The organism is Bradyrhizobium sp. UNPA324, assembly GCF_006658635.1.
In the GTDB taxonomy this organism is placed as follows: domain Bacteria; phylum Pseudomonadota; class Alphaproteobacteria; order Rhizobiales; family Xanthobacteraceae; genus Bradyrhizobium; species Bradyrhizobium nanningense.
Genome location: NZ_LFJD01000004.1, coordinates 1,543,815 through 1,559,070 on the forward strand (window position 1 = coordinate 1,543,815; position 15,256 = coordinate 1,559,070).

At 64.4% G+C, this 15,256-nt stretch carries 15 protein-coding genes; 4 read left to right on the top strand and 11 right to left on the bottom strand.

What is annotated here, in order from left to right; all coding sequences use genetic code 11:
• Positions 1 to 122: 122 nt before the first annotated feature.
• From UNPA324_RS07545 to UNPA324_RS07565, 5 genes are all read right to left on the bottom strand, one after another.
• Positions 123 to 983: a MaoC family dehydratase gene (locus UNPA324_RS07545; RefSeq protein WP_141934247.1), complete on the bottom strand. Its 861-nt coding sequence runs from the start codon at positions 981 to 983 to the stop codon at positions 123 to 125.
• Positions 984 to 1,125: 142 nt separating this feature from the next.
• On the bottom strand, positions 1,126 to 1,515 hold the full coding sequence (locus tag UNPA324_RS07550) for a Zn-ribbon domain-containing OB-fold protein (RefSeq protein WP_141934249.1): 390 nt from the start codon (positions 1,513 to 1,515) through the stop codon (positions 1,126 to 1,128).
• On the bottom strand, positions 1,515 to 2,672 hold the full coding sequence (locus UNPA324_RS07555) for a thiolase family protein (protein WP_141934251.1): 1,158 nt from the start codon (positions 2,670 to 2,672) through the stop codon (positions 1,515 to 1,517). Before UNPA324_RS07555 ends, UNPA324_RS07550 begins: the two co-directional genes overlap by 1 nt.
• Before the next feature lie 800 nt (positions 2,673 to 3,472).
• Positions 3,473 to 4,483: a hypothetical protein gene (locus tag UNPA324_RS07560; RefSeq protein ID WP_246667135.1), complete on the bottom strand. Its 1,011-nt coding sequence runs from the start codon at positions 4,481 to 4,483 to the stop codon at positions 3,473 to 3,475.
• Positions 4,484 to 4,727: 244 nt separating this feature from the next.
• Entirely contained in the window at positions 4,728 to 8,219 is a 3,492-nt protein-coding gene (locus tag UNPA324_RS07565) for an indolepyruvate ferredoxin oxidoreductase family protein (RefSeq protein ID WP_141934255.1), read from the bottom strand.
• A gap of 282 nt (positions 8,220 to 8,501) precedes the next feature.
• Here UNPA324_RS07565 and UNPA324_RS07570 point away from each other — a divergent pair, with 282 nt between their 5' ends.
• Entirely contained in the window at positions 8,502 to 9,725 is a 1,224-nt protein-coding gene (locus UNPA324_RS07570) for a c-type cytochrome (RefSeq protein WP_141934257.1), read from the top strand.
• Between the two features lie 49 nt (positions 9,726 to 9,774).
• On the opposite strand, the gene UNPA324_RS07575 is transcribed toward UNPA324_RS07570, so the two are convergent.
• Positions 9,775 to 10,419, bottom strand: a complete 645-nt coding sequence (locus tag UNPA324_RS07575) for a trimeric intracellular cation channel family protein (RefSeq protein ID WP_128919648.1) — start codon at positions 10,417 to 10,419, stop codon at positions 9,775 to 9,777.
• 167 nt (positions 10,420 to 10,586) lie between these two features.
• Between UNPA324_RS07575 and UNPA324_RS07580 the strand changes: the two genes are divergently transcribed.
• On the top strand, positions 10,587 to 10,976 hold the full coding sequence (locus UNPA324_RS07580; protein WP_128919647.1) for a hypothetical protein: 390 nt from the start codon (positions 10,587 to 10,589) through the stop codon (positions 10,974 to 10,976).
• Positions 10,977 to 11,173: 197 nt separating this feature from the next.
• Here the strand turns inward: UNPA324_RS07580 and UNPA324_RS07585 are convergent, their stop codons facing one another.
• The 3 genes from UNPA324_RS07585 to UNPA324_RS07595 form a co-directional block, all read right to left on the bottom strand.
• Complete coding sequence (locus tag UNPA324_RS07585; protein WP_128919646.1) at positions 11,174 to 11,983, bottom strand: isocitrate lyase/PEP mutase family protein; 810 nt, start codon at positions 11,981 to 11,983, stop codon at positions 11,174 to 11,176.
• Positions 11,984 to 12,075: 92 nt separating this feature from the next.
• Positions 12,076 to 12,426, bottom strand: a complete 351-nt coding sequence (locus UNPA324_RS07590; RefSeq protein WP_128919645.1) for an antibiotic biosynthesis monooxygenase family protein — start codon at positions 12,424 to 12,426, stop codon at positions 12,076 to 12,078.
• Between the two features lie 48 nt (positions 12,427 to 12,474).
• Positions 12,475 to 12,783, bottom strand: coding sequence for an NIPSNAP family protein (locus UNPA324_RS07595; RefSeq protein ID WP_141934259.1), 309 nt, complete (start codon positions 12,781 to 12,783; stop codon positions 12,475 to 12,477).
• Between the two features lie 146 nt (positions 12,784 to 12,929).
• Here UNPA324_RS07595 and UNPA324_RS07600 point away from each other — a divergent pair, with 146 nt between their 5' ends.
• Positions 12,930 to 13,628 (top strand): winged helix-turn-helix domain-containing protein, encoded by a 699-nt coding sequence (locus tag UNPA324_RS07600; RefSeq protein ID WP_141934260.1) that lies wholly within the window; start codon positions 12,930 to 12,932, stop codon positions 13,626 to 13,628.
• Positions 13,629 to 14,090: 462 nt separating this feature from the next.
• Positions 14,091 to 14,339, top strand: a complete 249-nt coding sequence (locus UNPA324_RS07605) for a GCG_CRPN prefix-to-repeats domain-containing protein (RefSeq protein WP_128919642.1) — start codon at positions 14,091 to 14,093, stop codon at positions 14,337 to 14,339.
• Positions 14,340 to 14,502: 163 nt separating this feature from the next.
• On the opposite strand, the gene UNPA324_RS07610 is transcribed toward UNPA324_RS07605, so the two are convergent.
• On the bottom strand, positions 14,503 to 14,787 hold the full coding sequence (locus tag UNPA324_RS07610) for a twin-arginine translocation signal domain-containing protein (protein WP_141934262.1): 285 nt from the start codon (positions 14,785 to 14,787) through the stop codon (positions 14,503 to 14,505).
• 116 nt (positions 14,788 to 14,903) lie between these two features.
• Positions 14,904 to 15,218, bottom strand: coding sequence for a hypothetical protein (locus UNPA324_RS07615; RefSeq protein ID WP_141934264.1), 315 nt, complete (start codon positions 15,216 to 15,218; stop codon positions 14,904 to 14,906).
• Positions 15,219 to 15,256: the final 38 nt, after the last annotated feature.

A 15,256-nucleotide genomic window follows, 5' to 3' on the forward strand; every position in this document is an offset into this window, starting at 1 on the left:
GATGCAGCGTGAAACGCTGCGTCGCAGAGCCGGGACCCAGTTCTTTGCGACGTATGCTGGGCCCCGGCTCTGCAGCGCACCGCTGAAGAAGCGCTGCGCTGCGTCCGGGGCGCGAGACCGATCTAACCCAGCACCGTCTTGCCGTTCTTGATCACGGTGACGCCGCGCGACTTCACCTTGGCTTCGAACGAGATCACGTCGCCGTCCTTCCAGAGGTCCATGGTCACGGTCTCGCCGGGATAGACCGGCGACGAGAACCGCGCGACGTGCTGGCGGAACGCGCTCGCATCGTAATCGGCATAAGTCTGGAGCACGCCGCGGCAGGTGATGCCGTAGGTGCACATGCCGTGCAGGATCGGGCGCGGGAAGCCGGCCTTCTTGGCGAACTCGGGATCGGAGTGCAGCGGATTGCGGTCGCCGCAGAGGCGGTAGACCAGCGCCTGGTCGGGGCGCGTGGTGATGTCGATGGTCCTGTCGGGGCTGCGCGATGGGATCTTGTGAGGATCGGGCTGGGTCAGGTTCGGCCCGCCAAAGCCGCCGTCACCGCGGGCGAAGCGCGAGGCGACGAGTGTCGCGAGCTTCTCGCCCTTCTCGTTCTTCAGCACGGTCTGGTGAACGATGACGACGCCCTTGTCCTTGCCCTTGTCGTAGACCTCGAGCACCGAGGAGTCCGCGGTGATGTTCGCGGCCACCGGCAGCGGCTGGTGGAAGGTGATGTCGCGCTCGCCGTCGACCACCATGACGCGGTTGAGGTTCATCTCGCCCGGCCCCGAGCCCCACGCCGCAACGGACGCGAAGGTCGGCACCACCTTGAGCGGCCGCGGCGTGAACGTGCCCTCGTTGACGAAGGCGAGCTCCTTCTCGTCCATGGGATCGGCGCCGAGCCCGATGCCATAGGCGTAGAGCATCACCTCGCGATCGGTGTAGGCGTATTTCTGGCCGAGGTTTTTGAGGCCTTTGAGCTCTTCGTATCTGGCGGACATTTTTCTGGTTTCCTCTGGTTCTCATCCTCATGGTGAGGAGGCGCTCTTGCGCCGTCTCGAATCATGAGGATGCCCGAAACGCTTCTTGCAGTGGCCATCCTTCGAGACGCTTGCTTCGCAAGCTCCTCAGGATGAGGACCGTCTACGCCACCGTAAAGAACGGCAGCGGCGCGCCGTCGGTCGGCTTGAACACCACCTTCACCTTCTGGCCTATCTTCAGCGTCGTGAGATCGCAGTCGACGAAATTGGTCTGCACCGACGGCCCCTCCTTCAGCGTGACGTAGCCGATGGCGTAAGGACCGGTCGGCGACTTCCGCATCAGGCTCCAGGTGTAGATCGTGCCCTCGCCCGAGGCTTCCTCCCACACCGTCTTGTCGGAGTAGCAGAACGGGCAGATCGAGCGCGGGAAGTAATGCGCCTCGCCGCACGCCGTGCAGCGCTTGATCATGAACTTGCCCTGCTTGGCGGCGTCCCAGAACGCGGCGGTCTCGGGGTTGGTCACCGGGGCCGGATATTTCTTCGTCTCGCTCATCACACGCGCTCCAGAATGGCCGTCGAGGCGGCGTGGCGAACTCCCAAAAGGCCGCCGGTGCCGTGGGCGATGGCGAGGTCGCAATTCCTAACCTGCACCTTCGGATGCGCCTCTCCGCGCAGCTGACGTACAGCCTCGAGGATCTTGGTCATGCCGCCGCGGTTGACGGGATGGTTGCTGCAGAGGCCGCCGCCGTCGGTGTTGAACGGCAGCTTGCCGACGCCCGAGATCAGATTGCCGTCGGCGACGAACTTGCCGCCCTCGCCCTTCTTGCAGAAGCCGAGGTCCTCGAGCTGCATCAGCACCGTGATGGTGAAGCTGTCGTAGATCGAGGCGTATTTGATATCCTTCGGCGTGACGCCGGCTTCCTCGAACGCACGCGGGCCGGACCAGATGCCGGCGGAATAAGTGAGGTCGAGATCCTTGCCGCCGCGCGGGCCCTTCATGGCCTCGCCATGGCCGATCAGGCGCACGAGCGGCTTCTTCAGGCTCTTCGCAATCTCCGGCGTCGTCACGATCAGCGCGCCGCCGCCGTCGGAGACGACGCAGCAATCCATGCGATGCAGCGGATCGGAGATCATCGGCGAGTTCAGCACGTCCTCGACGGTGACGACGTCCTTGAGCATCGCATGCGGATTGTATTGCGCGTGATGCGAGGCCGCGACCTTGATCCAGGCGAGCTGCTCCGAGGTGGTGCCGTAGTCGTGCATATGGCGCATGGCACACATGCCATAGGCATTGTGCGTGGTCGCGCCGTAAGCGGACTCGAAATCGACCTCGGCGCCGGCCGCGCGCGGCGGCATCACGCCGGTGCGCGGCTTGCCGGCCAGCGTGATCAGCGCGATCGAGCACTTGCCCGCGGCGATCGCCTCGGCGGCATGGCCGAGATGGATGATGTAGGAGCAGCCACCGGTCTCGGTGGAATCGACATGGCGGAGTTTCTTGGTGTTGAGGCCGAGATAATCGACCATCGGCCAAGCGCCGCCGGGCGCATCGCCCGCGCAGAAATAGCCGTCGACATCGTCCTTGCTGATCCCGGCATCCTCGATCGCGCCCTTGGCGACCTCGGCGTGGAGCTGGGCGGTGGATTTGTCCGGCGCATGCCGGGTCGGGTGTTCGTAGATCCCGGCAATGTAGGCCTTGCCCTTGATGGTCAAAACAGTCTCCGCTCGCGTTTCTTCTTGGCTCTTTTTTCTGAACCGCACTGGCCTGATTGGCAAGCGCGGAAATATTCCGCCCCGCGAGAGGGCAGCGGGTGAGCGCAAGTGGGCGATGCTCTCGTGTCCCGGACGCGCTGCAACGCCTTAGCGTCGCTGCGCAGAGCCGGGGCCCAAGCGGCCGCGCACATCGTTGCGACATGGGCCCCGGCTCTGCAGCGCACCGCTAAGAGGCGCTGCGCTGCGTCCGGGGCACGAGAGCCTTGAGACACGCCCACGCATCCTCGCGGCGGTTCTCGCCCGAGCTTTGCTTCCGTCTTGCTCCCTCTCGAAACAGAGGGCGCAGGGAAGACCGGGTGCCGGCTGGGCACCCACGGTCCGCTGTGCGCGAAATGCGTCAGGACCACACGATTTTGCCGTACGCAGGACCGCGCCTGTCGTATGCACGAGACGATTGCCCGTGCGACGGAGCCCGCGTCCACCGCTGCCCATCCCGCGTTTCGTGACGATCGCGATACGCCCCTCTGAGGGGGATGAGGTGGCAGCGTGATACGACAATTCCGAATTTCGGTAAAGTGGAATGTTTTTGCCGGTGGGCATTGACCCACGCCGTGGGTGTATTGCCCGGCGGGCGACGCTAGGGATGGTGTCGTAGCTGTCGTAGGGTGGGCAAAGGCGCAACGCGCCGTGCCCCGAGATCAGTCCGGAAGACCTGGGCACGCTTCGCTTTGCCAACCCTACGAGATTACTGGCTCATCGTGGTGAGATGATGAGCACGCCGCTTTGCGCCTTGTCCCACCTTACGCGCTCGGCCGTGCGCGATAGCGGAGCCCGATCACTCCGGCCAGGAGCAGGCCGAAGGCCAGAAAAACCGCGCCTGCCTTCACGCCGATACCATCCTGGTACTGGTGTTCGGCTGCGTCGTCGACGATCAGAGGCCGCGCATCAGGCCTGCCGGGAAGATATCGGATCCTGGCTTGGCGGACGGTCTGGACGCCGTTGCGCGTGATCTGCCCCCAGAAGGCCGGGCTGATATGGGTCGGCCCATAGGTCCGCCGCTGTCCGTTTCCATCGGTCCACGCCAGGGTGACGAGATAGCTCGGCGCCTCGCCGGCTTTGTTCACTTCACCGTAGGCGCGCGTGAGATCAGCGGTCGCTTCATCGCCGTGTTCGAGAATTTCATTCAATGTCCTTTGCTCGGCATAGGAGTTGACCATCATGTACCCGCCGAACACGACCATCGCGATGGCGAGCACCGCGAGGCTGAACGGAACGGGACGCCGCGATCCGGGGGCGGCTGAGGTACGCCCCGGCCCGCGTCCATGCGCCGACCATGTCTGCCACCCGATCACGAGCGCCAGGAGCACGGCGCAAATTCCTGTGCCTCCCAGCATGAACTTGAACATGGATCGGACATGGTTCAGGTGGTCGCCGAGATCCTCGACAATCACAGGAAGCGACGAATCATCGTCGATAACCTCAATGGGGATCGTCAGCAGCCTGACCTGATTGCCGACCATGATCCGGGCCGCATAGGCGGCGCTGACCGCAATGCCCTTGTGTTCGCGCTGAACGCCGTCCTTCCCGGTCCATTGCAGTCCGACCGCCAAACTCTCGTCGACATAGCGGGGCCAGACTCCGTCGAAGACGAACGGAAACCGAGACGAGATGATTGCGGCGGACGTGATCTTGCCCGTGGTGGCATAGCCGTCACGCATGACGTATTCGATGGAATGCTGATTCCAGTACATCCCCAACGACGCCAACACGCCGACGACCAGAAACACGATCAGCCCATTGCGCAATGACATCGATCGCCGCCCTGCATGGCGCACGACCGCATCAACCGGCGCGCTGCCTCACCATCGAAGGTTGTTGATATCGCAGCGCCACAACTGATGTCAAACGCGCATCGCGCGGAGTTTATAGGCAGGCAAAGCGACTTGTTCGCCGTAGCTCGGAGAGCGAAGGCGGAAGCTGCCCATGTCTTTGGTGCATACCCGACGAGATGGTGGGCACGACACTTTGCGCCTTTGCCCACCCTACGAAAGCGCCCTACTCCGCCGCGATCTGCCGCGGTGCCGACGGCGGGCTCGCGAGGTCGGCAGCGAGCTGGGCGTAGCGGGCTTTGGCATCGGCCACCGCCTTCTCCTTCACCGGGCCGTAGCCGCGGATGCGGTCGGGCAGTGAGAGCAACTCGACCGCGGTGTCGATCGTAACAGGTGACAGCAGGCCGAGCACGGTGGCGACGTCCTTCTCGTAGCCGGCGATCAGGTCGCGCTCGAGCTTGCGGTCGGCGCTGCGACCGAAGATGTCGAGCGGGGTGCCGCGCAGGAATTTGAACTTTGCCAGCACGCGGAGCACGTTCAGCATCCACGGGCCGAAGGCGCGCTTCTTGGGGCGGCCGAGCGCGTCGACGCCGCTCGCCAGGATCGGCGGCGCGAGGTTGAAGTTGAACTTGAAATCGCCCTCGAACTGGTCGCGAAGCTGCTGCTCGAAGGCGCCGTCGGTGTAGAGCCGCGCGACTTCGTATTCGTCCTTGTAGGCCAGCAGTTTGGCGTAATTCACCGCGACCGCACGGGGCAGCGCATCGCCATAGGCGCCCTTCACCGCGGCGTCGCGGACCTGGTCGACCAGCTTGCGGTAGCGTTTGGCCAGACGGTTGTTCTGATAGGCGGTCAGATGCTTGGCGCGATGCTCTATGACCTCGCCGAGGCTCATTGCATCCAGGGTCTTGGGCGCAACAACTTCGTCCGTGCCCTTCAGCATGTCGGCAAGGCGCTTGGGATCGGCGACCGCGAGGCGGCCGAGGCGGAAGGCCTCCTTGTTCATCTTGATCGAGACGCCGTTGACCTCAATGGCCTTCTCGATCGCTTCCGCCGACAGCGGGAACAGCCCCTTCTGATAGGCATAGCCCATCATCATCATGTTGGTGGCGATGGCATCGCCGAGCAGCTGCTCGGCCGGCTTGGTGAAATCGAAGAACACGGAGTCCTTGTGCAGCGCCGTCTCCAGCACCGCGTTCAGCTTGCGGGTCTGGAAGTTGAAGTCGCGGTTGAGCACGAAGTCGGCGGTCGGGATCACGTGGCTGTTGATGATGCCGCGCGTGCGGCTGGAGTCGCAGAGCGAGATCGTGTCCTTGGCGACTGCGACCACCTCGTCCGCGGCAAGCACCAGATCGGCCGTGCCGGTGACGATGCGCGAGCAGGTCACCTCCGCCGGATGATCCGACAGGCGGACGTGGCTGAGCACCGCCCCGCCCTTTTGTGCGAGGCCGGACATGTCGAGGATCATCGAAGCCTTGCCCTCGATATGGGCGGCCATGCCGAGCAGCGCGCCGATGGTGAGCACGCCGGTGCCGCCGACGCCGCCGACCGCAATGTTGTAAGGCTTGTCGAGCGTCGGGCGCGACGCGGGCTCGGGAAGTTCGCCGATGTCGGCGAGCTCCGCCGGCGCACGGTGGCGCGGCTTGCCGCCGTCCACGGTGACGAAGGACGGGCAGAAGCCTTTCAGGCAGGAATAATCCTTGTTGCAGGAGGACTGGTTGATGGCGCGCTTGCGGCCGAACTCGGTCTCCAACGGCTCGACCGAGATGCAGTTCGACTGCACCGAACAGTCGCCGCAGCCTTCGCAGACGGCCGGATTGATCATGACGCGGCGCGCCGGATCCTCCATCAGCCCGCGCTTGCGGCGGCGGCGCTTCTCGGCCGCGCAGGTCTGCACGAACACGATCGCCGAGGTGCCTTTGAACTCGCGGCACATCTTCATGACGTTGTCGAGCTCGTCGCGGTGATACTTCTTCACGCCGGGCGCGATGGTATCGGCCGGATAGGAGTCAGGTGCCTCCGAGACCAGGTAGATCTCGCGGATGCCTTCGGCGTGGAGTTGGTGCGTGATCTGCTGCGGCGAAAGATCGCCGTCGTGGCGCTGGCCGCCGGTCATGGCCACCGCGTCGTTGTAGAGGATCTTGTAGGTGATGTTGGCCTTGGAGGCGACCGCCTGGCGGATTGCGAGAATGCCCGAGTGGAAGTAGGTGCCGTCGCCGAGATTGGCGAAGATGTGGTTCTCGTTGGTGAACGGCGCGATGCCGACCCACGGCACGCCCTCGCCGCCCATATGGGTAAAGGTCTCGGTCGAGCGGTCCATCCACAGCGCCATGAAGTGGCAGCCGATGCCGGCGAGCGCGCGGCTGCCTTCGGGGACTTTCGTCGAGGTGTTGTGGGGGCAGCCGGAGCAGAAATACGGGGTGCGGGAGACGGGTGCGACCGCCTGCATCTGGGTCGCCTGGCGGCCGTTGAACCAGTCGGCCTTGACGCGGAGCATCTCCGCAATTTCAGGATTGAGATTAAGCCTGAGAAGTCGCTCGGTGAGCGAGGTCGCGAGCGAGGCGACGCTGAGCTCAGCGGCGAAGGTCAGGAAGCGCTTGTCGTGCTCGTCCATCTTGCCGACGATGCGCGGACGGACGTCATCGCGCCAGTTGAACAGTACCTGCTTGACCTGGTTCTCGACGATCTCGCGGCGCTCCTCGACGATGAAGATCTCTTCGAGACCGACGGCGAATTCATGCACGCCTTCCGGCTCCAGCGGCCAGGGCATCCCAATCTTGTAGAGGCGCATGCCGATCTTGGCCGCGACCTCCTCGGTGATCCCGAGCTCGCGCAGCGCCTGGCGGACGTCCTCATAGCTCTTGCCCGACGCCATGATGCCGAAGCGGGCATTCGGCGAGTCCATGGTGACGCGGTTGACCCTGTTGGCGCGCGCAAAGGCGATGGCGGCAAAGCCCTTGTAGTCCTGCAGCCGGCGGTCCTGCTCGAAACGGTCGTCGGGCCAGCGCAAATTGAGGCCGCCGGGTGGCAGCTCGAAATCGGCGGGGATGATGAAGGGCTTCATCTCGTCCGTGAGGTCGATCTCCGCGGTGGTCTCCACCGTCTCCGTGATCACCTTCATGCCGACCCAGCAGCCGGAATAGCGCGACATCGCGATGCCGAGCAGGCCCATCTCGATCATCTCGTGGATGCTCGAGGGATAGAGATAGGGCATCAGCGCCGACATGAAGGCGTGGTCGGACTGATGCGGGACGGTGGAGGATTTTGCACCGTGGTCGTCACCGGCGAGGCACAGCACGCCGCCGTTCTTGGCCGAGCCTGCGGCATTGCCGTGGCGGAACACGTCGCCGCAGCGGTCGACGCCGGGGCCCTTGCCGTACCAGATGCCGACCACGCCGTCATATTTGGCGCCGGGCGAGAGGTTGAGCTGCTGCGAGCCCCACACCGCGGTGGCCGCCAGATCCTCGTTCACGCCGGGCTGGAACTTGATGTTGTACTGTTCGAGATGCTTGCGGGCGGCAAAGAGCTGCTGGTCGTAGCCGCCGAGCGGCGAGCCGCGATAGCCGGAGATGAAGCCCGCGGTATTCAGTCCCGCAGCGCGGTCGCGCCGGATCTGGGCCATGGGCAGGCGGACCAGGGCCTGGATGCCCGTGGTGAAGACGTGCCCGGTTTCCTGGGTGTATTTTTGATCGAGACTGATCGGACCCTGGTTGATGCCCATGCTGTCCTCGCTACCGCCCTGTTCCGGTCATGCCGACTTAAGCCGTTGCCTTCCCGTTATTTTTAGCTAGGGCGCGCCGACCAATTGCGCCACTCTATGTCGGATATTTCACGATCCGCATCACAAATCTGGACCAAAGGGAGCGCCGGGTAAAAATCGCAATTTCGTGGCCTGAAACACGCTGGGCATTTTCAATTTGTGTCACCATACCCCCACTGTGGCGAAATGAATTGACGTCCCGCCGACGTCGGTGAGGTCGATTGGTCGCAGGAGAAGCTTTGGATGCGGACGATTCTGACTGGCTTGGCTGTTGCGGGCTTGGCGTTGTGCAGTGCGGTTGGAAGCGCAGCCTGCGCCGCCGAGCCGTCGCCGGAGCTGATCGCCTACGGCAAGACGCTGGTCGAGGCCGGCGGCTGCGCGGGCTGCCACACTGCTGATCCGGCAAAGCCCTTCGCCGGCGGCAAGCGCATCGACACGCCCTTCGGTGCGATCTATGCGCCCAACCTGACCCCGGACCGCGACACCGGGATCGGCGCCTGGACGGACGCCGACTTCGTGCGCGCGGTGCGCACCGGCGTCGCGCCTGACGGCTCGAACTATTACCCGGCCTTCCCCTATCCCTACTTCACGAGAATGACGAAGGACGACACGCTGGCGATCCGCGCCTATCTCGGCACGCTCGCGCCTGTCGTGAGCCGCAACAAGCCGCCGGAGCTGCACTGGCCGTTCGGCTATCGCGGCCTGATGCGGGTCTGGAACGCCGTGTATTTCAAGCCCGGCCTATTCGAGCCGGACCAGAGCAAGAGCGCGGCCTGGAACAGAGGCGGTTACCTCGTCACCGGGCTCGGTCATTGCGGCGCCTGTCATACGCCGAAGAACTATTTTGGCGCGGACAGGGACGCGCAGGCACTGTCGGGCAATGAGGTCGCGGGCTGGTTTGCTCCCCGGCTCGATGGCGCCGCGCGCACGGGACTGAAATCGTGGAGCGAGGCGGAGATCACGGAATATCTGCAGAGCGGACGCAACGCCAGGAGCCATGCCGGCGGACCTATGGCGGAAGTCATCGTCAACTCGACCTCCAGGATGAGCGAAGCCGATATGCGCGCGATCGCGGTTTACTTGAAGAGCCTGCCGCCAGCCCGGCGCGAGACCATCGTGACGCCGCCTGACGACGCCGAGATGAAGGCCGGCCAGGCCGTCTACGCAAAACTCTGTATCGCCTGCCATGAGGCCGACGGCACAGGTGCCCCGCGCATCTATCCGCCGCTGCCGGGCAATGCGCTGCTGCAATCCAACAATCCGTCCTCCACCTTGCGCATCATGCTCGACGGCGCCCACACCGTGACCACGCCGCGTGCACCCAACACCGGCGAGATGCCGGGCTATGCCAAGCAATTGTCCAATGAGGAGATCGCGGCAGTGACGAACTACATCCGCAATTCCTGGGGCAATGCGGGGCTGCTGGTGACGCCGGCGCAGGTCGCGAAGGCAAGGAAGGAGCCTTAGTCGCCTGTCGTCGTGGATAGAGCTGCGCGCTTGCTGACGAGGAAGAGCCCTACCGCTCCTCATCCCCCGTGAACACGAATTTCGGCATCTCCCATTTGTAGCGCACCGCCAGCAGGCGGAAGCTGATGCCGAGTGCGAAGGTCAAGACGGTCGAGAGCTCGGCGTTGAGCTTGAGGCTGAATGCGGTGGCGTAGAACAGGCCCGTCACCACCGAGACGCTGGCGTAAAGCTCGGAGCGGAATAGCAGCGGCACGTCGTTGCAGAGCACGTCGCGCAACACGCCGCCGGCGCAGCCAGTCACCATGCCCGAGACGATGACGATCGGCAGCGAGGCGCCCATCTGCCAGGCGACGTCGCAGCCCGCCATGGTGAAGACGACGAGCCCGATGGCATCGAGCACGATGAAGGCGACTTTCAGCCGGTGCACGAGACGCGCGAACAGGATGGTGAGGAAGGCGGCACCGCCGGCCAGCGCGAGATAGATCGGGTTGGCAACCCAGACCAGCGGATAGTGCCCAAGGAAGAGATCGCGCAACGTGCCGCCGCCGAGCGCCGTGATGCAGCCGAGGAAGCAGACCCCTAACCAGTCCATGCTGCGCCGCCCCGCAGCCAGCGCGGCCGTCATACCCTGCGCGGCCAAGGCGACCAACGACAGCACATGCAGCACCGTATCGCTCGGCGGCAGGTTCCACATTCGCTTTGTTCCCTCCGCTTGACGATGGAACCTACGCTGGGGTTCGCGTCCGAACAGGTTCCCGATTCCCGCCACAAGGGCAACATGCGACGAAAGCATTAGGGAGCGCGGAACAGAATCTCGCATCCACGGGTTGTCCGGGCGTCATAACCGAGGAGACCCAATCGATGGCTGACGACCGTTTTCCCAACGATCCGTACCGCCCGAACCTCGCCGACGATGAGTACCTTCGCGCGGCGCGCCGGGATGCCGACCTTCAGGCCGATCCCGAGCTTGGCGAAGGCCCCGCTTCCAGCGGCAAGATTGCGCTGTTCGCCGTTGCGATTGCACTGGTGCTGGGTGCCGTGTTCTACGGCCTGAACAATACCAGCACGACCAATCAGGCCAGCAACCCACCGACCTCGCAGACCGCACAGACGCAGCCCACCAATCCGGCCGCGCCTCCCGGCATGCGTGACGTGACGCCACGCACCAACACCGGACCGGGCGTAACCACGGGCGCGGCGCCGAGCAAGCCGGCCCCGGATACCCAGGCGCCGTCCGACGGCGCGAAGTAACAGGCGACCGTCTTCGCTTCACGCACAACTGTCATCGCCCGGCCTGACCGGGCGACCCAGTACTCCGAGACAGTCGTGATTGAATCGAAAGGCCGCGGCGTACTGGATGGCCCGCCTGCGCGGGGCACGACACGGAGAGGATGAGAGAGCGGCGGACTCATGTCTCGCCGCTCTTCGTTTCCTGAGTTGTCGTTCGCTCAGCTGAACATCTTGTTGAGCTCGCCGCCGGGATAAGAGTTGCCGAGCTCGGTGAAAGTGCCCTTCTCCGCCATCTCTTTCGCCGCGCGCATGAAGCCGCCCCAGGCGGCGCGGGCAAGCGAGCCGCCGACGCTGATCCGGCGTACGCCGAGGTCGGCGGCTTCCTGCAACGACAGGCCGGGCGCACCGATCAACAGGTTGAACGGCTTTGGTGCGACCGCCTTCACCACGGCGCTGATGTCCTCGCGGGACTTCAGGCCCGGCGCATAAAGGCAGTCCGCGCCGGCGTCGGCATAAGCGGTGAGCCGGTCGATAACCAGCTTGAGATCGGTCACGCCCCACAAATAGGCTTCGCAGCGGCCGACCAGCAACGTGCCGCTGTCGCCGATCGCCTTGCGCGATGCCTTGATGCGCTCGACCGCGAGCGCGCGCTCGTAGATCGGATTGTCCTTGTCGCCGGTGGAATCCTCGATCGACAGGCCGGCAACGCCGGTGCGCACGCAGCGCTCGACATTGTCTGCGACCCTGTCCGGCTCGACCGCAAAGCCGCCCTCGAAATCGGCGTTGACGGGGATGTCGACGGCCGAGCTCAATGCTGCCAGATGCTGACAGACGTCCTCGACCGTGACGTGATTGTCGGCCTTGCCGATGGTCCAGGCAAAGCCCGCGCTCGACGAGGCGATCGCCTTGAAACCGAGATGCTGCAATGCCTTGGCGCTGCCGACGTCGACCGGATTGGGCAGGATGAAGCACCCGCTCTCGTGCATCTGCTTGAAGGTGGCGCGCTTGTCCGCCGTCGTGACGTGCATGTTTCTTCTCCCTTGTTGGCCGCGCACAGATAGGCGCGCTCACACGGCAGCGCCAGAGCGCGCCGGGCAGCACCAGAGCGCGCCGGGCAGCGCTAGTGCGCGTCGTGCACCGCCCGGCTGTCCTTCGGCGCCTGCTCGCGATCATTCATGCTGTAGTCCCTGACGACACTGGCGATGCGCAGATGATAATCGGCGAAGATCTTTGCGCGGCCCTTGGCCTGGGTGCGGCGGTGCTCCATCGTGTTGCGCCAGGCCGCAACGGCCGCCTCGTCCCGCCAGAACGACACCGACAGGATCTTGCCCTTCTCGGTCAGGCTCTCGAAGCGCTCGACCGAGATGAAGCCGTCGATGGTTTGCAGGATCGGCTTCAGGTCGGCTGCGAGGTCGAAATAATCCTGGCGGTGTTCCGGCTTGGGCCAGACCTCGAAGATCACGGCGATCATGGGCATCTCCTGCTGCTATTTGGCCTACAATACCACTTAAGAGACCACTTATAAGGCCACTTGGCGCAGGAAGGTGCGCTCTTCGGCGAGGATGAATTTGTGGTCCTCGGCGAAATGGAAATTGGCCATGCCTTCGGCATCCTGCCGCAGCCGGGCGCGATAGGCTTCATAGGCGGCGAGACTCTCGAAGGAGATCAGCGCAAACGCAATGTTGTTGGTGCCCTCGTGCGGCATGAAATAGCCGATCAGATCACCACCGCACTTGGGGATGATGGTGAGCCAGCGTCTCGAATATTCCTCGAACTGCGCGCGCTTGAAGGGATCGAGCTGGTAGCGGATGAAGACGGTGACGGACATGGTGGACTCCCAATTTTCCTGCGAAAGGCGCAAGCAACACCGTCGCCGCTGAAGCATCTGGATCGCTTCGCGTCGCTCGCAATGACGTGTTTGCAGAAGCACGCTACAGCCTTGCCCGACCACGATGCTTCGGCTAACATCGAAGCATGAAATCAGGACCCGACATCGCCATGGTCGCTTCGCTGGTCGGCGACCCCGCCCGCGCCAACATGCTCACCGCGCTGATGAACGGCCGCGCGCTGACCGCGAGCGAGCTGGCGCAGGAGGCCGGCATCACGCCACAGACTGCGAGCTCACATCTGGCAAAGCTCGAGGCCGGCGGCCTGGTCGAGCCGGAGAAGCAGGGCCGCTACCGCTATTATCGCCTCACCGACGACGACGTCGCCGGCGTGCTCGAAGGCCTCGCCGGTCTTGCGGCGCGCACCGGCCATATGCGGGTGCGCACCGGACCAAAGGATCCGGCGTTGCGGCGCGCGCGGATCTGCTACGACCATCTCGCCGGCGATCTCGGCGTGCAGATGCTCGATTCCTTGCGCGAGCGGAATCTGGTCAGGCAGAAGAAGCAGGATATCGAGCTGACGGCCGAGGGCGAGCGCTTTCTCGCCAAACATCTGCAGATCTCGCCCGACATGCTCGCCCATCCGCGCCGCCCGGTCTGCAAGGCCTGCCTCGACTGGAGCGAGCGGCGGCATCACCTCGCCGGCACGCTGGGCGCCGCCATGATGCAGCGCTTCGCCGAGTTGAAATGGGCGGCACGCGACGCCACCCCCGGCAGCCGCGTCGTGAACTTCACCCGCACCGGCGAGAAGCAGTTTGCCGCGCTGTTCGGCAACGGAAAGGACTGACCGCGCGCTCGCAGCGGCATGGGAGCTGCAGGCCATCCATACGGCATTTTGCACGACCTGGGCGCGCGCCTCGTCCTTCGAGACGACCGCTTCGCGGTCTCCTCAGGATGAGACTAAGTAGCATCGGTGATCGTTGAAATCACCGCAGCACACCCGGTCCTCATCCTGAGGGCCCGCCAACGGCGGGCGTCTCGAAGGATGGCCGCACAGAAATTGCCCCATATGTAACGGCCCAATGTGGAGCCGGTGCTGGATGTTTCCGGCCGCCAGCGCCAGCTTCTGTCGTGCCAGGCCGCATGCGGGGAACGTTCATACCGCATTCAGGTCATGATTGGCAGGTTGGGAACGCGCCGTGCCGATGTGTTGCAAGATTTGACATGTCGAATCGCGTTTTTTGATTCATTGTGCGCCGCGAGCGCCGCCCCCCCAAAGATTTGCCCCAAGGACAAGAAGGAAGATCAAATGAAATACCTGTTCGCCGCTGCCATGCTTGCCAGCGCGGTCGTCGGTTTCAGCGAGGCGGCCAGCGCCGCTGAGGGCTGCGGCCCCGGTTTCTATCGCGGTCGCTATGGCAATTGCCGCCCGATGCGCGGCGCGGTCGTGGTGCGCCCCGGCCCCGTGGTGGTGGCTCCGCCGGTTGTCGTCGTGCCCCGTGCGCGCGTGTGCCCCTATGGCTTCCACTGGTACGCCGGCCGCTGCCGCCCGTTCTGATCTCTTCGCATCGCAAGATGGCTGCGCGGGATTAGCCTGCGCGGCCATTTTCGTTTCGGGGGCGCTGGCGGCTATTCGTCCGCCACGAAAAATTGGAGCACCTCGGAATCGAAACGGGGACCGCCGGCTGCGATCCCCGTCCAATTCACTCGCTGCGGCGAGCTTACCAGTAATGGCGGCGGTGCCAGCGCCGGTAATGCCGGCGCCAATGACGGCGTCGCCAGCCCCAGTGGCGGTGATAGCCATGCCAGTGCACCTGCTCGGGCGTCAGCTTGGCGGCTTCCTCGCTGCTGGTGACGGCCGGATGAGCGTCGGGATTGCCTTGCGGCATGCGAGCGGGATCACCGAGCGGCTGCGGTGACAGCGGCGCGGCCTGCGCGGTCGCGGCGAAGGCGGCGGCGCCCGCCGTCAGTCCCAATGCAAGTTTCAAAAAGTTCCGGCGCTCCATGGCTCTTCCTCTTCAATCATCGTGCCCGTGATGCCAGAGGAAGTGTCGCGGCCACGACATGAACCAAGGCTGAATCAGGTGTTCAGATTCGCTGCGAAGCGACGGTTCGATGTGCTCTACGTCGAAAACTCCTGCGTCAGCACCATCGTCTCGCGCGAGCGCTTTACCTCCGGCCAGTCGCGGTTGAAATCGGCGACGAGCTCTTGCAGCGCGTCACCCTTCAGCATCGCCATGAGCTTGGCATCGTCGTCGAACTGATACATCGCCTGGTCCAGCGAGGGATCGTCGAGGCTCCAGAACCGCGACGCCTTGCTCACACCGAATGCCTTCACGGCGTCGGGCAGATGTTCCGTCTCATACCATCTGTCGAACGCGGCGCGCTTTTCGGCATCGGAGACGGCGGCGCGGACGACGAAGAAGGCTGACGGCATCGGGTTTCCTCCTGTTGCTTGGCGCGAGACTAACCGCT

What these genes read in the sequence shown, in the direction of transcription:
- UNPA324_RS07545 (WP_141934247.1), bottom strand. Translation starts at nt 983, where the DNA reads ATGTCCGCCAGATACGAAGAGCTCAAAGGCCTCAAAAACCTCGGCCAG.
- UNPA324_RS07550 (WP_141934249.1), bottom strand. Translation starts at nt 1,515, where the DNA reads ATGAGCGAGACGAAGAAATATCCGGCCCCGGTGACCAACCCCGAGACC.
- UNPA324_RS07560 (WP_246667135.1), bottom strand. Translation starts at nt 4,483, where the DNA reads ATGTCATTGCGCAATGGGCTGATCGTGTTTCTGGTCGTCGGCGTGTTG.
- UNPA324_RS07565 (WP_141934255.1), bottom strand. Translation starts at nt 8,219, where the DNA reads ATGGGCATCAACCAGGGTCCGATCAGTCTCGATCAAAAATACACCCAG.
- UNPA324_RS07570 (WP_141934257.1), top strand. Translation starts at nt 8,502, where the DNA reads ATGCGGACGATTCTGACTGGCTTGGCTGTTGCGGGCTTGGCGTTGTGC.
- UNPA324_RS07575 (WP_128919648.1), bottom strand. Translation starts at nt 10,419, where the DNA reads ATGTGGAACCTGCCGCCGAGCGATACGGTGCTGCATGTGCTGTCGTTG.
- UNPA324_RS07580 (WP_128919647.1), top strand. Translation starts at nt 10,587, where the DNA reads ATGGCTGACGACCGTTTTCCCAACGATCCGTACCGCCCGAACCTCGCC.
- UNPA324_RS07585 (WP_128919646.1), bottom strand. Translation starts at nt 11,983, where the DNA reads ATGCACGTCACGACGGCGGACAAGCGCGCCACCTTCAAGCAGATGCAC.
- UNPA324_RS07590 (WP_128919645.1), bottom strand. Translation starts at nt 12,426, where the DNA reads ATGATCGCCGTGATCTTCGAGGTCTGGCCCAAGCCGGAACACCGCCAG.
- UNPA324_RS07595 (WP_141934259.1), bottom strand. Translation starts at nt 12,783, where the DNA reads ATGTCCGTCACCGTCTTCATCCGCTACCAGCTCGATCCCTTCAAGCGC.
- UNPA324_RS07600 (WP_141934260.1), top strand. Translation starts at nt 12,930, where the DNA reads ATGAAATCAGGACCCGACATCGCCATGGTCGCTTCGCTGGTCGGCGAC.
- UNPA324_RS07605 (WP_128919642.1), top strand. Translation starts at nt 14,091, where the DNA reads ATGAAATACCTGTTCGCCGCTGCCATGCTTGCCAGCGCGGTCGTCGGT.
- UNPA324_RS07610 (WP_141934262.1), bottom strand. Translation starts at nt 14,787, where the DNA reads ATGGAGCGCCGGAACTTTTTGAAACTTGCATTGGGACTGACGGCGGGC.
- UNPA324_RS07615 (WP_141934264.1), bottom strand. Translation starts at nt 15,218, where the DNA reads ATGCCGTCAGCCTTCTTCGTCGTCCGCGCCGCCGTCTCCGATGCCGAA.